General features: G+C 65.4%; 18 protein-coding genes. 14 read left to right on the top strand and 4 right to left on the bottom strand.

Features of this window, described 5'->3' with window-relative positions; all coding sequences use genetic code 11:
• Nucleotides 1–106: 106 nt before the first annotated feature.
• From KQI11_RS00960 to KQI11_RS00925, 8 genes are all read left to right on the top strand, one after another.
• On the top strand, nt 107–1,276 hold the full coding sequence (locus KQI11_RS00960) for a M20 metallopeptidase family protein (RefSeq protein WP_185915497.1): 1,170 nt from the start codon (nt 107–109) through the stop codon (nt 1,274–1,276).
• 191 nt (nt 1,277–1,467) lie between these two features.
• A complete protein-coding gene (gene ytvI / locus KQI11_RS00955) occupies nt 1,468–2,607 on the top strand; it encodes a sporulation integral membrane protein YtvI (RefSeq protein WP_216400756.1) in 1,140 nt (379 codons plus the stop codon).
• A 324-nt stretch (nt 2,608–2,931) separates the two neighbouring features.
• Nucleotides 2,932–3,948, top strand: a complete 1,017-nt coding sequence (gene aroF, locus KQI11_RS00950; RefSeq protein WP_216400755.1) for a 3-deoxy-7-phosphoheptulonate synthase — start codon at nt 2,932–2,934, stop codon at nt 3,946–3,948.
• Nucleotides 3,945–4,808 carry a prephenate dehydrogenase gene (locus KQI11_RS00945; RefSeq protein ID WP_216400754.1) on the top strand — a complete coding sequence of 288 codons (864 nt, stop codon included), beginning with the start codon at nt 3,945–3,947 and terminating at the stop codon, nt 4,806–4,808. Before aroF ends, KQI11_RS00945 begins: the two co-directional genes overlap by 4 nt.
• Nucleotides 4,771–5,829: a 3-dehydroquinate synthase gene (gene aroB / locus KQI11_RS00940; protein WP_216400753.1), complete on the top strand. Its 1,059-nt coding sequence runs from the start codon at nt 4,771–4,773 to the stop codon at nt 5,827–5,829. The genes KQI11_RS00945 and aroB overlap by 38 nt, the downstream gene beginning before the upstream one ends.
• Complete coding sequence (gene aroA / locus KQI11_RS00935) at nt 5,826–7,103, top strand: 3-phosphoshikimate 1-carboxyvinyltransferase (RefSeq protein WP_216400752.1); 1,278 nt, start codon at nt 5,826–5,828, stop codon at nt 7,101–7,103. Before aroB ends, aroA begins: the two co-directional genes overlap by 4 nt.
• The gene (aroC, locus tag KQI11_RS00930; RefSeq protein WP_216400751.1) at nt 7,093–8,163 is read left to right on the top strand and encodes a chorismate synthase; all 1,071 of its coding nucleotides are present in this window, start codon (nt 7,093–7,095) and stop codon (nt 8,161–8,163) included. Before aroA ends, aroC begins: the two co-directional genes overlap by 11 nt.
• Before the next feature lie 42 nt (nt 8,164–8,205).
• Nucleotides 8,206–8,472: a chorismate mutase gene (locus KQI11_RS00925; protein WP_216400750.1), complete on the top strand. Its 267-nt coding sequence runs from the start codon at nt 8,206–8,208 to the stop codon at nt 8,470–8,472.
• Nucleotides 8,473–8,476: 4 nt separating this feature from the next.
• Here the strand turns inward: KQI11_RS00925 and KQI11_RS00920 are convergent, their stop codons facing one another.
• The gene (locus tag KQI11_RS00920) at nt 8,477–8,707 is read right to left on the bottom strand and encodes a helix-turn-helix domain-containing protein (RefSeq protein WP_052537707.1); all 231 of its coding nucleotides are present in this window, start codon (nt 8,705–8,707) and stop codon (nt 8,477–8,479) included.
• 723 nt (nt 8,708–9,430) lie between these two features.
• Here KQI11_RS00920 and KQI11_RS13085 point away from each other — a divergent pair.
• A complete protein-coding gene (locus tag KQI11_RS13085; protein ID WP_286172413.1) occupies nt 9,431–9,556 on the top strand; it encodes a hypothetical protein in 126 nt (41 codons plus the stop codon).
• Between the two features lie 81 nt (nt 9,557–9,637).
• Nucleotides 9,638–9,988 (top strand): helix-turn-helix domain-containing protein, encoded by a 351-nt coding sequence (locus KQI11_RS00915; RefSeq protein ID WP_216400749.1) that lies wholly within the window; start codon nt 9,638–9,640, stop codon nt 9,986–9,988.
• 78 nt (nt 9,989–10,066) lie between these two features.
• Here KQI11_RS00915 and sfsA read toward each other — a convergent pair whose 3' ends face one another.
• Nucleotides 10,067–10,765, bottom strand: a complete 699-nt coding sequence (gene sfsA, locus KQI11_RS00910) for a DNA/RNA nuclease SfsA (RefSeq protein WP_185915488.1) — start codon at nt 10,763–10,765, stop codon at nt 10,067–10,069.
• Between the two features lie 285 nt (nt 10,766–11,050).
• Between sfsA and KQI11_RS00905 the strand changes: the two genes are divergently transcribed.
• The 4 genes from KQI11_RS00905 to KQI11_RS00890 all read left to right on the top strand — a co-directional run bounded on the left by KQI11_RS00905 (nt 11,051) and on the right by KQI11_RS00890 (nt 16,772).
• Nucleotides 11,051–11,749 (top strand): response regulator transcription factor, encoded by a 699-nt coding sequence (locus tag KQI11_RS00905; protein WP_044993066.1) that lies wholly within the window; start codon nt 11,051–11,053, stop codon nt 11,747–11,749.
• The gene (locus tag KQI11_RS00900) at nt 11,724–13,925 is read left to right on the top strand and encodes a sensor histidine kinase (protein ID WP_216400748.1); all 2,202 of its coding nucleotides are present in this window, start codon (nt 11,724–11,726) and stop codon (nt 13,923–13,925) included. The genes KQI11_RS00905 and KQI11_RS00900 overlap by 26 nt, the downstream gene beginning before the upstream one ends.
• Nucleotides 13,926–14,146: 221 nt before the next feature.
• Nucleotides 14,147–15,880 (top strand): proline--tRNA ligase, encoded by a 1,734-nt coding sequence (locus KQI11_RS00895; RefSeq protein ID WP_216400747.1) that lies wholly within the window; start codon nt 14,147–14,149, stop codon nt 15,878–15,880.
• Between the two features lie 142 nt (nt 15,881–16,022).
• On the top strand, nt 16,023–16,772 hold the full coding sequence (locus KQI11_RS00890) for a BtpA/SgcQ family protein (RefSeq protein ID WP_216400746.1): 750 nt from the start codon (nt 16,023–16,025) through the stop codon (nt 16,770–16,772).
• 97 nt (nt 16,773–16,869) lie between these two features.
• Here KQI11_RS00890 and KQI11_RS00885 read toward each other — a convergent pair whose 3' ends face one another.
• Together KQI11_RS00885 and KQI11_RS00880 are read right to left on the bottom strand one after the other, a co-directional pair.
• Nucleotides 16,870–17,292 carry a DUF2871 domain-containing protein gene (locus KQI11_RS00885; RefSeq protein WP_185915484.1) on the bottom strand — a complete coding sequence of 141 codons (423 nt, stop codon included), beginning with the start codon at nt 17,290–17,292 and terminating at the stop codon, nt 16,870–16,872.
• Nucleotides 17,293–17,437: 145 nt separating this feature from the next.
• Complete coding sequence (locus KQI11_RS00880; protein ID WP_216400745.1) at nt 17,438–18,421, bottom strand: ornithine cyclodeaminase family protein; 984 nt, start codon at nt 18,419–18,421, stop codon at nt 17,438–17,440.
• Nucleotides 18,422–18,425 lie beyond the last annotated feature (4 nt).

The following is an 18,425-nucleotide window of genomic DNA, read 5'->3' as shown; positions in this document are numbered from 1 at the left end:
ATTTCTGTGCGCTGTTCACAGAAAGTTGGTTTGACAGCCCCATTTTTTGCCTCTATAATACAAAGTAGTGAGTCTATTTTACCATCATCAAGGAGGGTATCTTTCCATGACCATCAAAGAACTGATCGCCCAAAACGAAGACTACATCATCGAGATGCGCCGGGAGTTCCACATGCACCCCGAGCTGAGCTACCAGGAGGAGCGCACCTCCCGCCGGATCTGCGAAGAGCTGGAGAAGATGAACATCCAGTACGAGGTCGTCGGCCGCCGCAACGTCATCGGCATCATCAACAAGAACAAAGCGGGCAAGAAGATCGCCATCCGCGCCGACATCGACGCCCTGCCGGTCTGCGAGGAAGTCGACCTGCCCTTCAAGTCCCAGACCCCCGGCGTGATGCACGCCTGCGGCCACGACGGGCACACCGCCATGCTGCTGGGCATCGCCAAGTCCCTGAACGAGCTCAAGGATGAGCTCAACGGCTCGGTCTACCTCTGCTTCCAGGTGGCCGAGGAGGTCGGCGGCGGCGCCGCTGAGGAGTGCGTCGAGTACCTGCAGGCCCACGGCGGCGTGGACCAGGCCATCGGCACCCACCTGATGGCCCAGATGCCCGTCGGTCTCATCGGCATCCCCGACGGGGCGATGATGGCCGGCAACACCGGCTTCAAAATCAAGGTCCACGGCGTGGGCGGCCACGGCTCCCGCCCCGACTTGGCGGTCGACCCCATCCGCCCGGCCTGCGACATCCTGCTGAAGGTGCAGGCCATCCCGGTCAACCGGCACGACCCCTTCTCCACCGTGGTGGTGAGCCCCTGCATGATCAACGCCGGCACCAAGAACAACATCATCCCCAACGACGCCGAGATCGAGGGCAACCTGCGCTTCTTCAAGGCCGGGGAGGACATTGAGGTCATCGACCTGATGCGCAAGATCGCCGAGAACGTGGCCGCCGCCTACGGCTGCACCGCCGAGGTGGAGCGGGTGGTCATGGCCCCGCTGCCGGTGGTCAACGACAAGGAGGCCGCCGCCGCTGGCCGCGCCCTGGCCGCCGAGCAGGGGCTGACCGTTCTGCCCCAGGGCGACCCCGCCACCGGTTCGGACGACTACGCCGCCTTTGTCCACGCCTTCAAGGGCTTCTACTGCGTGGTGGGCGCCAAGAGCGACCTGCCCGGCACCTCCGGCAACCACCACAACGCCAACTTCGCCATCGACGAGGCCAGCCTGAAGGTGGGCGCCACCTTTATGGGCGAGTACGCCTACAACTTCCTGACCAAATAGCTTCCCCCCTGTCGGGTTTTGGAGGCGCGCTCCGCGCGCGTACATAGCTTTTGAAATCCCCGTGCGGTCTCTGGCCGCGCGGGGATTCTTTTTGCCCGCTCCCCCGCATATCCTGCCAGGGGGCCGGGCCTGCATATCCCACCCAAAACTGCCCATCCTCTTGAAAATGAGCGAAAAAAGGGGGGACGGCCGTGGAGAAGCGGCACGCTTTTTTGGAAAACACCCTCTTTTTCGCCCTGGTGCTGGCCCTTGGCCTGCTGGGGGTGCGCTGGCTGTTGCCCCTGCTCTCCCCCCTGCTGGCGGGCTTTTTTGTGGCCTTTGTCGCCGCCCGGCCCGCCCGCTGGCTGCACCGCCGCTGGCGCCTGCCCCAGCGGGGCTGCCAGAGCGCCCTCACCGCCCTGCTCTACCTGGGGCTGGGGGCGGCCATCTGGTATTTTGGGGCGCGGCTGGTGGTCTCGCTGGGGAGCATCTTCTCCTCCCTGCCGGGGTTTTACGCCCAGGAGATAGCCCCCCTGCTGTCCCGGTTCCAGGAGTGGCTGCTGGGCTTTATCGAGGGCTTCTCCCCCGGCGCCCCGATCTACTGGGAGGACTTTTTCGCCCTGGCGGGGGGCTCCATCGACGCCTGTCTGCAAAAGCTCTCCGCCTGGGCCATGGGGGCGGTGACCCGGCTGGCCGCGGCCCTGCCCGCGGTCTTTCTCTGGTGCTCGGTGGCGGTGATCTCGGGGCTCTTCTTCGCCGCCGACTACCGAAGCATCACCCGCTTTTTTGCCCGCTGCACCCCGCCCAAACTGGCTCAGGTGCTCTACCTGGTGAAGGACTGCGTCCAGCGCTCGGCCTTACAGATGGCCAAGAGCTACCTGATTTTAATGGCCGTGACCTTTGCCGAACTGGCGGCCGGGTTCTGGCTGCTGGGCATCGCCCACCCGGTCTCGATGGCGCTGCTGGTGGCCTTTGTCGACCTGCTGCCCATCCTGGGCACCGGGGCGGTGCTGGTGCCCTGGGCGGCCTTCCTGCTCCTCTCGGGGAACACCGGGCTAGGGCTGCAGATGGCCCTTCTCTACGCGGTCATCTCGATGGTACGCAGCCTGCTGGAGCCCAAGGTGCTGGGCAACCAGGTGGGGCTGCACCCGCTGGTGGCCCTCTCCAGCGCCTACCTGGGCGGGGCAGTGCTGGGGTTTTGGGGCATCTTCCTGGGGCCGCTGGGGGCCATTGTCGCCCAGGATCTGATTGCCCACGGGGTGATCCGCCTGCCCGGCCGGGTGCGGGAGGCGCGCCGCCGCGGCCGGGCCGACCGGGAAGGGCGCGGGGAAAAACCGGAAAAAGGCGGTTGACAAATCCCCGGCGGCGGCGTATATTGGGTACGAAGGCGATGCAGTCGTCCTTTAAAGGAGTAAAGCAACATGAACAACGCGGTCTCCCTCTCTTCGGTCTCCTATTACGGCTACCGCTACCTGGGCTATTTTTATGGCGCGGGCGTTTTGTCGTATGGAAAAGTGAAGAGGGGCCGCGGGTAGAGCGGGTAAAAGAAAACCACAGAGCGATTTTTTTGCCGGCACCTGGGCTTCGCATCCCAGGTGCCGGCTTTTTTTGCGCCTTTGCCGCAAAGAGGGCCGCCGCGCGGGGAGCGGGCCCGGCCGAGAATGGAGGAAAACAGGATGATCGTCATCTGCAAAAAGGGAACCACCCAGGAACAAATCGACCAGTTCACCCACTGGCTGCACGACCAGGGGATGGAGGTGCACCTCTCCCGGGGGACCCAGACCACCCTGCTGGGGCTGGTGGGGGACACCTCGTCCCTCGACGCCGAGCAGCTGGCCTCCCTCCCCTTTGTGGAGCGGGTACAGCGCATCTCCGAGCCCTACAAAAAGGCCAACCGAAAGTTCCACCCCGAGGACACGGTGGTGGATGTCAGCGGGCGCAAACTGGGGGGCGGGCACTTCTGCATGATCGCCGGCCCCTGCTCGGTGGAGAGCGCCGAGCAGATCACCGAGGTGGCCCAGGCGGTCAAGGGCGCCGGGGCCTGTGTGCTGCGGGGCGGCGCCTTCAAGCCCCGCACCTCCCCCTACGCCTTTCAGGGACTGGGGCCGGTGGGGCTGGACCTGCTGCGGGTCGCCCGCCAGAAGACCGGGATGCCCATCGTCAGCGAGGTGATGGACAGGGAGCAGCTGCCCCACTTCGCCGACGTGGACATCATCCAGGTGGGGGCCCGCAACATGCAGAACTTCACCCTGCTGCGGGCCGTGGGGGAGATGGGCAAGCCGGTGCTGCTCAAGCGGGGGCTCTCCTCCACCATCGAGGAGTTTTTGATGAGCGCCGAGTACGTGATGGCCGGCGGCTGCGAGCAGGTGATCCTCTGCGAGCGGGGCATCCGCACCTTTGAGACGGCCACCCGCAACACCCTGGACCTCTCGGCCATCCCCCTGCTCAAGCGGCTCTCCCACCTGCCGGTGGTGGTGGACCCCAGCCACGCCACCGGCATCCCCTGGATGATCGAGCCCATGTCCCGGGCGGCGGTGGCCGCCGGGGCCGACGGGCTGATCATCGAGGTGCACAACGCACCGGAAAAGGCCCTCTGCGACGGCGCCCAGTCCCTGCGCCCGCAGGAGTTTGCCGACTTGGTGGAGGGGCTGCGGCCCTTTGTGAAGCTGTGCGGGAAGGAGTGGGCCAGATGACGGTGGGGATCGTGGGGCTGGGCCTCATCGGCGGCAGCCTGGCCAAGTGCTTTGCCCAGCACGGCCACCGGGTCCTCGCCTGCGACCGGGACGCCGAGACCATGGCCGCCGCCCTGCGCGACGGGGCGGCACAGGGGGAGCTGACCCTCGCTCGCTTTGGCGGGTGCGAGCTGATTTTGGTTTGCCTTTGGCCGCAAAAAACGGTAGACTATATAGAGGAAAACCGGGCCGCCTTCCCCAAGGGGGGGCTGGTGGTGGACTGCTGCGGGGTCAAGGGGGAGATCTGCCGGCAGGTCTGGCCCATCGCCCGGGAGGAGGGGTTCACCTTTGTGGGGGGCCACCCCATGGCCGGGCGGGAGCTCTCGGGCTACCGGGCCAGCCAGGCCGACCTCTTCCACCGGGCCAGTATGATCTTGACCCCCGGGCCCGGGTGCGACGAGGCGGTGATCGAGGGGCTGCGGGCCCTCTTTCTCTCCCTGCACTTTCGGCAGGTGGTCCTCTCCACCCCCGAGGAGCACGACCGCATCATCGCCCTGACCTCGCAGCTGTGCCACATCGTCAGCAACTGCTTTGTCAAAAGCCCCACCGCCGGGGACTTCGGCGGTTTTTCGGCGGGCAGTTTTAAGGACCTGACCCGGGTGGCCAAACTCAACGAGGCCATGTGGACCGACCTGTTCTCCCAGAACCGGGCGGCCCTGCTGGCCGAACTGGACATCTTCATCGACAACCTCGCCCGGTACCGGGCGGCCCTTGCCCAGGGGGACGACAGCGCCCTGGAGGGGCTGCTGCGGGAGGGGCGCGAAATAAAGGAGGGCCTGACCCTTGGAAATCATACCAGTCAAAACCGGGAGAGCCTATGAGGTGACGGTGGGCCACGGCTGCGCCGACGCCTTTTACGACCAGTTGGCCGCGTGCCACCGGGGCAAGCGGGCCGCCATCGTCACCGACGAGACGGTGGACGGCCTCTACGGCGAATCGGTGCGCCGGGCGCTGGAGGGGCGGGGCATCCCCTGCTGCAAGTTCGCCTTCCCCGGGGGGGAGCCCCACAAGCGGATGGAGACCGCCCTGGCGATCTGCGAGTTTCTCCACCGTGAGGGCATCACCCGCAGCGACTTTCTGGTGGCCCTGGGGGGCGGTATCCCCGGGGACGTGACCGGCTTTTGCGCCGCCGTCTACCTGCGGGGGGTGGAGTACGTGCAGATCCCCACCACCCTGCTGGCCCAAATCGACTCCTCGGTGGGGGGGAAGACCGCCGTCAACATCGACGGGGGGAAAAACCTGGTGGGCTGTTTCTGGCAGCCCTCGGCGGTGCTCTGCGACACCGCCTTCTTCGACACCCTGCCGGAGGAGACCTTTGCCGACGGGGTGGGGGAGGCCATCAAGTACGGAGCCATCCGCGACGCGCAGCTCTTCGAGCAGATGCGGGGGGACTTTCGCCGCAACCTGCTGCCCATCGTCGCCCGCTGCATCGCCATCAAGGCGGCGGTGGTGGAGGCCGACGAGCGGGACACCGGGGAGCGGATGGTCCTCAACTTTGGCCACACCCTGGGCCACGCCATCGAAAAGCACTCCGGCTTTGCCGTCACCCACGGCAAGGCGGTGGCCATCGGGATGCAGATGATGGCCGACGCCTGCGCCCAAAACGGCCTCTGCGCCCCCGAGGTGCCGGCCGCCATCCGCGACTGTCTGGAGCGAAACGGCCTGGCCTGGCGCTACGACGCCCCCCTGGAAGAGCTGCTGGCCATTGCCGCCGGAGACAAAAAGCGGGCTGGGATGAGCATCTCCCCGGTGCTCATCCGCGCCATCGGCCGCTGTGAGCCGGTGTCGATGGAGTGGGGCGCCTTCGCGCAGTTCATGGCCGCCGGGGGGAGCCGGGCGTGAGGGCGCGGGTCGCCGCCCGGGCCCTGCGGGGGGCCATCGCCGCGCCGCCCTCCAAGTCCATGGCCCACCGGCTGCTCCTCTGCGCGGCCCTGGCCGAGGGGGAGACGGTGCTGCGAAACGTCCCCGCCTCCAAGGACGTGCAGGCCACCCTGCGGGGGATCGCCGCCCTGGGGGCCCGGGTGCGGCGGATGGACGGGGGGGCCTACTCCATCCTGGGCATCCCCACCGGGGCGCGGCCCCGACAGGCCGCCATCGACTGCGGGGAGAGCGGCTCCACCCTCCGCTTTTTGGTGCCGGTGGCCGCCGCCCTGGGGGTGGAGACCACCTTTTCGGGGGCCGGGCAGCTGCCCAGCCGTCCCCTCTCCCCCGTCCTGCCCTGTCTCGCGGCAGGCGGGGCCGCCTTCCACTACGAAAACACCCTCCCCTTCACCCTGGGCGGGCAGCTGAAGCCGGGTCGGTACGAGATCGCCGGGAACGTGTCCAGCCAGTTCATCACCGGGCTGCTCTTCGCCCTGGCCGCCCTGGAGGGGGACAGCGAGATCCTCCTCACCACCCCGCTGCACTCCGGGCCCTATGTGGAGATGACCCTGCAGGCCATGGCCGCCTTCGGGGTGAGGGCCCAGCGCACCCCCCTGGGCTGGTTCATCCCCGGGGGACAGCGGTTTGTCCCCTGCGACACCGCGGTGGAGGGGGACTACTCGGGCGCGGCCTTCTTCCTCTGCGCCGGGGCCATCTCCGGCGACGTGACGGTGGAGGGGCTCTCCCCCCTCTCGCTGCAGGGGGACCGGGCAGTCTGCGACGTGCTGGAGCGCTGGGGCGCCGCCGTGACCCGGGGCAGGGATTTTGTGCGGGTGCAGTCGGCCCCCCTCACCGGCGGCCCGGTGGCGGGGGAGGACATCCCCGACATCCTGCCCATCCTGGCGGTGACCGCCGCCGCCGCCCAGGGGGAGACCACCTTTACCGGCGCCGCCCGCCTGACCATCAAAGAGTGCGACCGCCTGGCCGCCACCGCCGCCCTCATCAGTGGCCTGGGGGGCCGCTGCCGGGGCGAGGGGGACCTGCTCGCGGTGGAGGGCCAGCCCTTGGCCGAAGGGCTGCGGCCCGGCGGGCCGGCCGCCACCCACCGCGACCACCGCATGGCCATGAGCGCGGCCGTCGCCGCCCTCTGGTGCGAGGGGCCGGTGGAGTTGGACTGCGCCGAGTGCGTGGAGAAGTCGTACCCCGACTTCTTCCGCGATTACGAGATGTTGGGGGGAAGCGTTCATGTCTTCTAGTTTTGGCAGCCGGTTTCGGGTGACCCTCTTTGGGGAGAGCCACGGCCCGGCCATCGGCGCGGTGATCGAGGGGGTGACCCCCGGCCTGCACCTGGAGGAGGGGTACATCCGCGCCTACTGCGCCCGGCGGCTGGCGCGGGGGGCCTACTCCACCGCCCGCCGCGAACCCGACCTGCCCCACGTCGTCAGCGGGGCGGTGGACGGGGTGGCCTGCGGCACCCCTCTGACAGTGGTGATCGAAAACACCTCCACTCGCTCGGGCGACTACGGCCCCCAGTCGCAGATCGCCCGGCCGGGCCATGCCGACTACACCGGCCACCTGCGCTACGGCGGCTTTAACGACGTGCGGGGGGGCGGCCACTTCTCAGGGCGGCTGACGGCCCCCCTGGTCTACGCCGGGGCGGTGGCCAGCCTGATGCTGCGGCGGCAGGGCATCGCCATCGGCGCCCACGCAGCGGAGATCGCCGGGGTGGCCGACACCCCCTTTGACCCGGTGTCGGTGGGGCCCCGGGAATTCGACGCCCTGCACAGCCGCGACTTTCCGGTGCTCGACCCCGTCGCCGGCGAGGGGATGCAGGCCGCCATTGCCGCCGCCCGGGCCGACTGCGACTCGGTGGGCGGGGTGGTGGAGTGCGCCGTCACCGGGCTGCTCGCCGGGGTGGGCGACCCCTTCTTCGACACCCTGGAGAGCCGGCTGGCCTACCTCCTCTTCGCCATCCCCGCGGTGAAAGGGGTGGAGTTTGGGGCCGGGTTTTCCGCCGCCCGCATGCGGGGGAGCGAGAGCAACGACCCCTTTGTCAGTGAAGGGGGGAAGATCCGCACCAGCCGCAACGCCGCCGGGGGGATCCAGGGGGGCATCTCCAACGGGATGCCGCTCCTCTTTCGGGCGGCCTTCAAGCCCACCCCCTCCATTGCCAAGCCGCAGCAGACGGTCAACTTTGTCACCGGAGAGGCCCTCACCGCCGAAATCCGCGGGCGGCACGACCCCTGCATCGTCCCCCGGGCCGCCGTCTGCGTGGAGGCAGCCGCCGCCATCGCCCTGGCAGACCTGCTGGGCTAAAGGGCTGAGGGGCAAACCAAAACAAACAGGGAGGAATACGCCGTGGAACTGGACAAACTGCGAGAGGAAATCGACCAAATCGATTGGGAGCTGCTCTCCCTCTTCTGCCGCCGGATGGAGGTGGTGGCCCAGGTGGGGCAGTACAAAAAAGAACGGGGGCTGCCGGTGCTCAACCAGGGGCGGGAGGACGCCATCCTCGCCCGCGCCCGGGCCCAGGTGCCGCCGGAGATGGGGGACGCGGCCTGCGAACTGCTGTCCACCGCCATCCGCCTGAGCCGGGCCTACCAGGAGGAGATTTTGCGGGGCTAGCCCCTCACCGCCCGTCCAGCAATTGGCCGGGCGGGATGTGCAGGGTGTCCGCCATTTTGAAGAGGGTCTCCAGCGACACCCCCTTCAAGGTCGCCGGACCCTCTATCTGGGAGATAAAGTTGGCGCTCTTGCCGATGTACTCTGCAAAGGCCTCCTGGGTGTAGCCCGCCCGCTTGCGGTAATAGGCGAGGTTCTGGCCCAGGGCCTTGAAATTTTCGGGGTATTGGGTTTTCACCTGCGCTCCCTCCCTATCACTGTTCATGTTTTTCACTTTTGCGCCTTTTCATCCTGTCGCTATACACAGATGGGGCAAAAGCTGGTACTTTTGTTCCCATGGTCACCATACTCAATCTACAAAATATGCTCAATTTTTTCAAGTTTTTCCCCTCTCACCAGTTGTGACCAATCAGTCACAAACCTTTCCTTAATGATATAGGGGATTCAATGGTATAATTGAGACCCATAAGTCGCAACTCGAAAATTTAGGGAGGATTTTTTGCAATTGGGGGATGGGGAGACCTTTCGAGAAGTTCGGTATTTTCGAGAGACCCTTAGTGACAGCGAACTGCTTCTCCCCCTCTTGCTGATGTTCTCCCGCGACATTGTTGTTAGGCGGACGGCAAACAGGGTATTTCTACAGCTCTTTATGAAGGAATTGGACAGAGAGGATTCTCAAGTACTGGAGGAGCAAATTTTACTCACCATGTTCCATGAACAGGAGGTCTGGAGAAACTTACAATATTATTTTGAGACAGCCCGGGCGAAAGACCCTATTTTATAGACAGGGATACTTTAATTGTGCGCACTGGAACACCCCCTCTCCGCCCTGTGAAAACGCCGCGCTCCCTCTCGTTGCGGCAGAAAGCCAAGCACCGCCAGTCTGTCCGCCACTACCTTCCCCCTGGTCTTTACACCGGCATCCCACTGTGTTATGGTGCCTATATAAAGAGGCGACAACATGGCGACCAAGAGCCTCCGCTGCATGATTTCGGTAGACGAAGAGATGCTTCGAGAAATGGAGGCCTTTCGCTTTGAGCGGCGCTTCCCCACCCACTCGCAGGCCGCGGCGGAGCTGATTTGCTGAGGTTGGAGGTCGTCAAGCAGGAGAAGACGACCCCAAAGACCCCCAAAGGCAGGTAAGAGATACAGTAAAGGAGAAAATGCTGTGAACGATCGCATCCGTCAGTTGCGCAAGGCGCTGGGGCTCAGTCAGCAGGAATTCGCCGCGCGCATTGGGCGCAAGCAGAGCGCCGTCAGCTATCTGGAAAAGAGCGGCTCGACGGTCACCGAGCAGAACATCAAGGCCATCTGCAGCCAGTTCAGCGCCAGTGAGACCTGGCTGCGCACGGGGAGTGGCGGGATGTTTGTGCCGGGTGAAGGGCGGAAGAAAGAGCTCCTTGAAGCGTTTGGGCAGCTCACTCCCTCCTTGCAGGACTATCTCGTCAAATCTGCCAGAGAGCTGCTAGAGGCGCAGCGCGGGATGTCCGCAGATGGGGAAGGCCTCCCTCTCAAATAGGCTTTTTTGCAGCGATTCAAAAGCAGGAGCGCCGGCGGCCCAATTGGCCGCCGGCGCTCTTTTTTTGCCGTCTGTTTTTTATAACCGCACCTCCACCGGCCGCCCCAGCACAAGGCTGTCCTCCGTCACCCGGCAGTCGTAGCAGAGGGGGGTGACCCCGGCCGCGGCGGCCCGGCGGAGGGCCTGCCCAAACTGGGGGTGGGTGCGGTCGTTGGGGGAGAGGAAGCGGGCCGGGGAGAGCTGCGCCACAAAGAGGAGAAAGGCGTCCCACCCCTGGGCATGGGCCCGCTCCAACTCCTCGATGTGCTTGACCCCCCGCTGGGTGGGCGCGTCGGGAAAGTAGAGGCCGCCCCCCTCCTCGAGGGTGACCCCCTTGACCTCCACCAGGGCGCGGCGGCCGCCCTTCTCCAGGTAGAAGTCGATGCGGGAGGCGCCAAAGGGGTACTCGGCCCGCACCAGGTCGGGGGACTGGTAGCCGGGCAGGGCGAGGGCCCCCGAGAGGAGGGCCTCCTTCACCACGGCGTTGGGGGCCTGGGAGTCGATGTTGACCAGCATCTCCCCCTTGTAGACCGAGACGAGGGAGAACTGGGTCTTCTGCCCCTCCGCCCGGCCCCGCCGGTCCTGCAAGACGACCTGGGCCCCGGGCAGCAGCAGCTCCCCGCAGCGGCCGGTGTTCTTCACGTGGCAGCGCACCCGCTCTCCTGCCAGGTCACACCAGGCCACAAAGCGGTTGGGCCGCTCCAAAAAGGTGGCGCGGCAGACGGTCTCATAGCGCATTCGCTCATCCCCTCTTTCCTGTATTTCCCGCCGGGCGGCAGACTGTATTTATTGTAGCACAAACAGCGGCGCGCCGCCGGGCCGGAGGGGCAAAAAAGCGAAAGAAAATCGTCACTTTTTTGGCGGGGCCCCGGTAAGAAACGGGGTTTACACTACTCCTAAACGCAGGGCGTGTGGTATACTAATTGGAAGTGAGCGCGCGGCGAAAACCGCTCTCGTGCTCGCCCCCAAATCAAAAAACACGCCCCCCGGGCGGAGGAGGACAATATGGCAGCGGCAAACAGCATGCAGGATCTGAACGTTCTGGTGGTGGACGACGACCGGGAAATCGTCAACGTCATCGAAATTTACCTGAAAAACGAGGGGCTGAACGTCCTCAAGGCCTACGATGGCATTCAGGCCATTCAGCAGCTGCGGGAAAACGAGATCCACCTGATTTTGATGGACATCATGATGCCCAAACTCGACGGCATCCAGACCACCCTCAAAATCAGGGAGCAAAACCAGATCCCCATCATCCTGGTTTCGGCCAAAGGGGAGGACACCGACAAGATCATCGGCCTGAACCTGGGGGCCGACGACTACATCGTCAAGCCCTTCAACCCCCTGGAACTGGTGGCCCGGGTCAAGAGCCAGCTGCGGCGGTACGTGACCTTCTCGGGCTCGTTCGGCGAGCGGGACGACGTGCTCCAGTGCGACGGGCTGGTCATCAACAACACCACCAAAGAGGTGCTGGTGGACGGCGAGCCGGTGCGGCTGACCCCCATCGAGTACAAGATCCTCCACCTGTTGATGCAAAACCAGGGGCGGGTCTTCTCCATCGACGAGATCTACGAGAAGGTGTGGAACGAGCCCAGCTTCAACGCCGAAAACACGGTGGCGGTGCACATCCGCCGCATCCGCGAGAAAATTGAGTTCGACCCGAAAAAGCCCAAGTATTTAAAGGTGGTGTGGGGACTTGGATACAAGATCGAAAAACTCTGATGCGCGGGGCCGCGCCCTGGCCCTGGTCGCCTTTTTGCTGTTTTTTTCCTCGGTCATCAGTCTGACGCTGGCGGGCTTTTCCCTGCTGCAATACGCCCACTACCACACCGGGGACGGGAGTGACAACTTCTACCAGACCAGGGATTTCACCTACTCCATCAACAGCGTCATCAACCTCTGCAACGAGGGGCTGAGCGGCACCGCCCCCAACGCCGCGGCGGAGGGGACGGCGGAGGAATCCTCCAGCCTGATCACCTTCGGCAGCAACGCCAACTACCTGGACTCCCTCTCCTACGGGATGCAGGTCTACGCCAAAAACACCAAGAACGGGGCGGTCTACACCAACACCTCCTACCCCGACCAGGACGCCTTTCTCGCCTCCTGCCGGCAAAACCAGTACGACTTCTGGCTGATTTACGACCGGGGGACCACCACCGCCTATTACCGCCTGGAGGGCAGCGGCGAAGGGCAGCCGCCCCAGCAGGTGGAGTACACCGGCTACTACGGCGAGAGCTACCCCTTTTACTTCAACCCCTCCACCGACGGGGACGGAATGGTGCTCATCGCCATCCCCGACATCCGCACCTACTCCAACTCCGGGCTCTCGTCCACGGTGAACTACACCAACTGGCACGACAGTCTGGTCCTCTTTCGGGCCATGCCCCTCTGGATCAGCCTCTCCCTCATCGGGCTGGGGCTCTCGCTGGTGCTCCACCGCGCCCTGCGCCGCTTCGGCCAAGGGGTGGCCCGCCGCATCCGCCGCATCCCCTATGAGTTCAAGTACGTGCTGGGCATCCTCCTGGCGGTCGCCGCCGCGGGCAGCCTGCTGGACGGCTACGCCATCGCCTATTCCTCCATCCTCACCGAGGGCAACCCCTGGATGATGGCCATCCTCTTCTGGCTGTCGGTGCTGGGACTCTACTGGGATCTCAAGTACAACGGCTTCAAGACCTTTCGGGTCAACATCCCCTCGGTCATCTTCTCCCTGGTGCGGCGCTACAACCTGCAATTCCCCTTTCAGCAGAAAATCCGCCGCCAGTTCCTGACCAGCCTGCTGGTGGCCATCTTCCTGGGGATCTTGGCCTTCCTCTCGGCGGCGCTGGCGCTGATGAGCTCGTCGGGCTTCTTCGTCCTGGTGGGGATGGGGCTGGCGGTGCTGGCCGTGGCCCTGGTGGGCAAACTGATTTTCGACTACTTCAAGATCATCCGCCAGCTGGGCCAGGTCATCGACTACGTGGGCGCCATCTCCCGGGGGGAGTTGGACCAGACCATCTCCCTGGACCCGGAGGACGACCTCTACCCCCTCTTCCACGCGGTGCGGGATATGCAGGAGAACGTGAAGGGTGCTATCGAGACCCGCATCCACAGCGAGAAGATGAAGGTAGACCTGATCACCAACGTCTCCCACGACCTCAAGACCCCCCTGACCTCCATCATCAGCTACACCCAACTGCTGCGCCAGCAGGCCCTCGACCCGCCCGAGGCAAACGACTACGTCACCATCATCGACCAGAAGTCCCAGCGGCTCAAGAGCCTGGTGCAGGACATCTTCGACCTCTCCAAGGCCACCAGCGGCAACCTGGAATTGCAGCTGGCCCCCCTGGACATCTGCCAGCTGCTGGAGCAGGCAGTGGGCGAGCTGGAAGAGGTGGTGGAGCGCAGCGGCATCGAGCTGATCCCCGGGCACAGCGAGCGGCCCCTCTACGTGCTCACCGACGGGGTGAAGCTCTACCGGGTCTTTGAAAACCTGATCGTCAACATCACCAAGTACTCCCTCCCCGGCTCCCGGGCCTACATCGACATTGTGGACAGCGAAAAGACGGTGTCGGTCATCTTCAAAAACATCTCCAGCTACCAGATGAACTTCGCCGGGGAGCAGATGAAGGAGCGGTTCGTGCGGGGCGACCTCTCCCGCACCACCGAGGGCAGCGGTCTGGGTCTGGCCATTGCCGACACCTTTGTCGACCGGCTGGGGGGCAAGCTCACCATCCTGGTGGACGGCGACCTCTTCAAGGCCATCGTCACCTTCCCCCAGATCCCCGCCCCCAAAACCGAGCGGGAGCTGGCCGAGCAGATGGAAGTCGCCCTGCCGGAAGCCCCCGAAAAGGCCCCCGAAGCGCCTGACGCCCCCGAGCCCGGCGAGGGGGGACCCGCCCCCCGTCCGGCCGATCCCTGACAACTGCAAAAGGTCGCCCCGCCGCGGAAAAGGCGGGGCGACCTTTTCTTTGGCGCAGGGCGGGAAAAACCGCCCCAAAAGGGCCTGGCAGCGGCATTTTGGGGTTTGACAGGGGCCTTGGGAAGATGCTACACTTATTTTATCTGTGAGACTGAAAATGGGCGGCCCGGCCGCCCCCTCTTTGGCCGGGCCGGAGAGGGCTAGAAAGGATCGTGCGAAAAATGAAAATGAGTGCACTCATCGGCGAGCGCTACAAGGAGTGGCCCTCGGAGGCGCAGCTCAAGAGCCACGGGCTGCTGATCCGGGGCGGCTACATCCGCCAGGTCGGCGCGGGCATCTACTCCCTGCTGACCCCCGCCAAGCGGGTGGCCGCCAAAATCGAGAAGATCATCCGCCAGGAGATGGACCGCATCGACGGGCAGGAGGTCCTCTTCCCGGTGGTGCTGCCCCGGGAGCTGTGGGACGAGTCGGGCCGCTACGAGAGCGTGGGCAAAGAGCTGCTGCGCTTTACCGACCGCACCGGCCACGGGATGCTGTTGGGGATGACCCACGAGGAGGCGGCCGTCCACCTGGCCCGCACCGAGGGGAAGAGCTACCTGAAATACCCCTTCATGATCTACCAGATCCAGACCAAGTTCCGCGACGAGGCCCGGCCCCGGGGCGGGCTGATCCGGGTGCGGGAGTTCACCATGAAGGACGCCTACTCCTTCCACACCAACTGGGAAGATCTAGAGAAATACTACTACCGTTGCCACGAGGCCTATGAGCGCATCTACAAGCGGGCCGGGCTGGGACACGTGGTCTCGGTCAAGTCCGACAGCGGGATGATGGGCGGCGCCATCGCCCACGAGTTCATGTTCCTCTGCGACGACGGCGAGGACACCATCGCCATCTGCCCCGAGTGCGGCTACCGCGCCAACATGGAGGTGGCCACTGGGGTGCTGGCCCCGGTGGAGGACCTGGGCGAGTGCAGAGAGCCCGAGCGGATCCCCACCCCCGGCACCAAGGACATCGAGAGCCTGTGTGACTTTTTGGGCATCCCCCAGAACCGGCTGGTGAAGGCGGTGGTCTTCACCCGGGAGGACACCGGCAAGGCGGTGGTGGTCTTTGTGCGGGGCGACCTGGAGGTCAACGAGGCCAAGGTCCGCCGGCTGCTGGGAACCAACATCGCCCAGCGGGTGGACGAGGACGGTAGCGACCACATCACCTACGGCTACATCGGGCCCCAGGGCCTGGACGAGGAGATCGAGGTCTGGTTTGACAACTCCCTCAAGGGGATGTACAACGTGGTCTGCGGCGGCAACGAGGTGGACGTCCACGTGAAGAACTTCGACCTGCGCGTCTACCCCGACGAGCAGTTTGCCGACCTGTGCAAGGTCACCGAGGAGATGATCTGCCCCCAGTGCGGCAAGGCCCACATCACCCTCAAAAACGGCATCGAGGTGGGCAACATCTTCCAGCTGGGCGACAAGTACACCAAGTCCATGGGGATGACCTACGCCGACAAGGACGGCCAGCTCAAGACCCCCATCATGGGCTGCTACGGCATCGGCGTCGGGCGGTTGCTGGCCAGTGTCATCGAGGACGGGGCCGACGACTACGGCCCGGTCTGGCCCATCTCCATCGCCCCCTGGCAGGTGCACATCAACGCCATCAAGCGGGCCGACGAGTCGGTGAAGGAGCAGGCCGACGCCCTGTATGACCAGCTCTGCGGCGCCGGTTTCGAGGTGCTCTACGACGACCGCGACCTCTCGGCCGGGGTGCAGTTCGCCGACGCCGACCTGCTGGGGGTGCCCATCCGGGTGGTGGTGAGCCCCCGCAACCTGAAGCAGGGCGTGGTGGAGCTCAAGACCCGGGACAAGTCGATCGCCGAGACGGTGCCGGTGGCCGAGGCTGCCGGCCGGGTCAAGGAGATCGCCGCCATGCTGCAAAAGCGCCTGGACGACCAGCTGTAAAGGCCGCCCGACAAAAGCAATAGAAGAGCGGTCCCTCCCGCCCGGCGCGCCGGGGCGGAGGGATGGGTGCGCAGAGAAGCGGCGGCGGGGTGATCGCCCCGCCGCCGCTTTTTTGCCCGACGGACAAAAGGAGGCAGCCGCCATGCCAAAAAACAGCCGATTTCTCTCCCTCTTTTCGGCGTCAAAGCCGATTTTGGGGATGCTCCACCTGAAGGGGGACACCCCGGAGGAGACGGTGGAGCGGGCCATGCGGGAACTGGATACCCTGCTGGAAAACGGGGTCGACGGGGTGATCGTGGAGGACTACTACGGCACCGCCGACGAGGTGGAGCAGGTGCTCGCCCGCATCGCCGCCGAGCGGCCCCAGGCTGTGCGGGGGGTCAACGTCCTCCACGACCTGGACAGGGCCTTCGCCCTCGCCGAGGCGTACGGGGCCCAGTTCATCCAGTGGGACTCGGTGGCCGGACACCTGAAGCCCGAGGAGGAGCCCGCCTTTGCCGAGCACCTGGCCGCCCTGCGGGCGGCCAGCAGCGCCTGTCTGCTGGGCGGGGTGCGCTTTAAGTACCAGCCCTATCTCTCCGGCCGGCCGCTGGAGGAGGACATGAAGTTGGCCCTGGAGCGCTGCGACGGCATTGTGGTGACCGGGGCGGGCACCGGCTTGGACACCGGACTGGAAAAAATCCGGGCGTTTGGGCGGCTGATTGCCGGGCGGACCCCCCTGATCGTGGGGGCCGGGCTGACTGCCGAGACCGCCGCCGAACAGTTGGCCCTGGCCGACGGGGCCATTGTAGGCAGCTATTTCAAAGAGGGCCACAATGCCGAAAACGAGCTCTGCCCCGCCCACGTGGCCAACTTTATGGCGGCCGTCCGGCAGGTGCGGAGCGCCCAGTAATTTACTGCAAGTATATATTTTATCAAAAATAACAGAACAGGCGCAAGCCGGGTGTTTTCCCGGCCTGCGCCTGTTCTTTTTTGTCGTCAAGCCCCTCCTAGCGATGGCGCTGGGCAGCCGCCCGGCGGAGGAGGAGAAAGAGGAGGAGAAGGGAGATACCGGTGAGGATGTGCCCGATACCGGCGACCCCCGAAAGGGCGGCATCAGCCCCGCGGGAGAGGGGGAGTGCCAGCACCTGGACGGTGCCGCGGATGGCCATCATCACAGCGGTGAGGGCGACCCCCGCGTTGTAGAGCAGGTAAAACCGCCCAAAACCGGGCGCCCGGGTGAGCGAGAGGGGCGCATCCAGGGCCGCCAACAGCAGAAAGATCACCATCCCCAGCAAAAACAGGTGGGTGTGGAGCTTGCCCAGGGCGGTGACGCCGGTGAACTGGTTGAACTTGGTGAACTCGCGGAAGTAGACTCCGCCCGCCAGGGCGGCCACCGCGTAAAAAAAGGCGGTGTCGATACACTTTTTCACAAATATTCTCCCCCTTGTAAAGGTTGCCGGGCCGGTGGTGCGGCCAAAAATAACCCTGTACGGACAGGTGGTCTCTGTACAGGGCTATTCTAAACCTATTTTATCCAGTTTGTCAAACGCGCCCCCTCCTCGAGGGACAGAGGAATTACCAGCTGGCGAGGGTGCCCAGGTCCTGCTCCTCGGCCAGGCGGTAGACCAGGGCGGCCGCCGCCAAGTCCTCGACGGCGATCCCCACCGACTCAAAGAGGGTGATTTCGCCTTTGTCCCGGCGGCCGGGGAGCTCTCCGGCAAGGACACGGCCGATCTCGCCCGCCGCGTCCTCGGGGCTCCAGGCCCCCTCCTGCACGGGGATGACCAGGTCGCCGGTGTCCCGCAGGGCGGCCTCGGTCCAGTCCAAAAAGACCCGGGCCCGGCAGACGGCGGCGGTGTCCACCTCGCGGACATGGGGGGCACAGGCGCCGACGGCGTTGACGTGGGCGCCCGGCTTCAGCCACTCCCCCAGGAGGACCGGCTGGGCCGACTGGGTGACGGTGCAGACGATGTCGGCGGAAACCACCGCCTCCTTCGCCGTCTTGCAGGGGACGACCTTGACGCCGAAGGCCTGCTCGGCCCAGGCGCAGCAGCTCTCGGTGGTAGCGGGGGCGATGTCCCAGACGTAGACTGTCGCAATGGGGCGGACGCTGCAGATGGCCTCGATGTGCAGCCGCCCCAGCCGCCCGGCCCCGAGGATGGCCAGGGCGGACGCATCGGCGCGGGCCAGGGCCTTGGTGGCGGCGGCGCTGGTGGCGGCGGTGCGCACCCCGGTGATCCCCTCGCCGTCGACAACGGCCAAGAGGGCGCCGGTGCCCCCGTCAAAGAGGGGGATGATCCCCTGGCTGGTGCCGTTTTCCTTGGCCTTTTGCCCGGGAAATACAATGACCTTGCTCCCCACCAGGGACTGGGCGGTGAGGGCCGAGCCCATGATGGCGAACATATTGCCCTCGGGCTGAGGGATCATCTGCCGCTGCAGGTTGACCGACTGGCCGGCGGAGACCTCTATCAGGGTGCGCTCCATCTCGGCGATGCAGTCCCCCATCCGCAGCAGCCGGGCGACCGTCTCCCGGTCGACAAGGCGGGTGCTGGCGCTCATCTCG

The sequence above is a fragment of the Acetanaerobacterium sp. MSJ-12 genome, assembly GCF_018917875.1.
Taxonomy (GTDB): Bacteria; Bacillota; Clostridia; order Oscillospirales; family Ruminococcaceae; genus Bittarella; species Bittarella massiliensis.
This window is presented reverse-complemented; position numbering and strand designations above follow the sequence as displayed.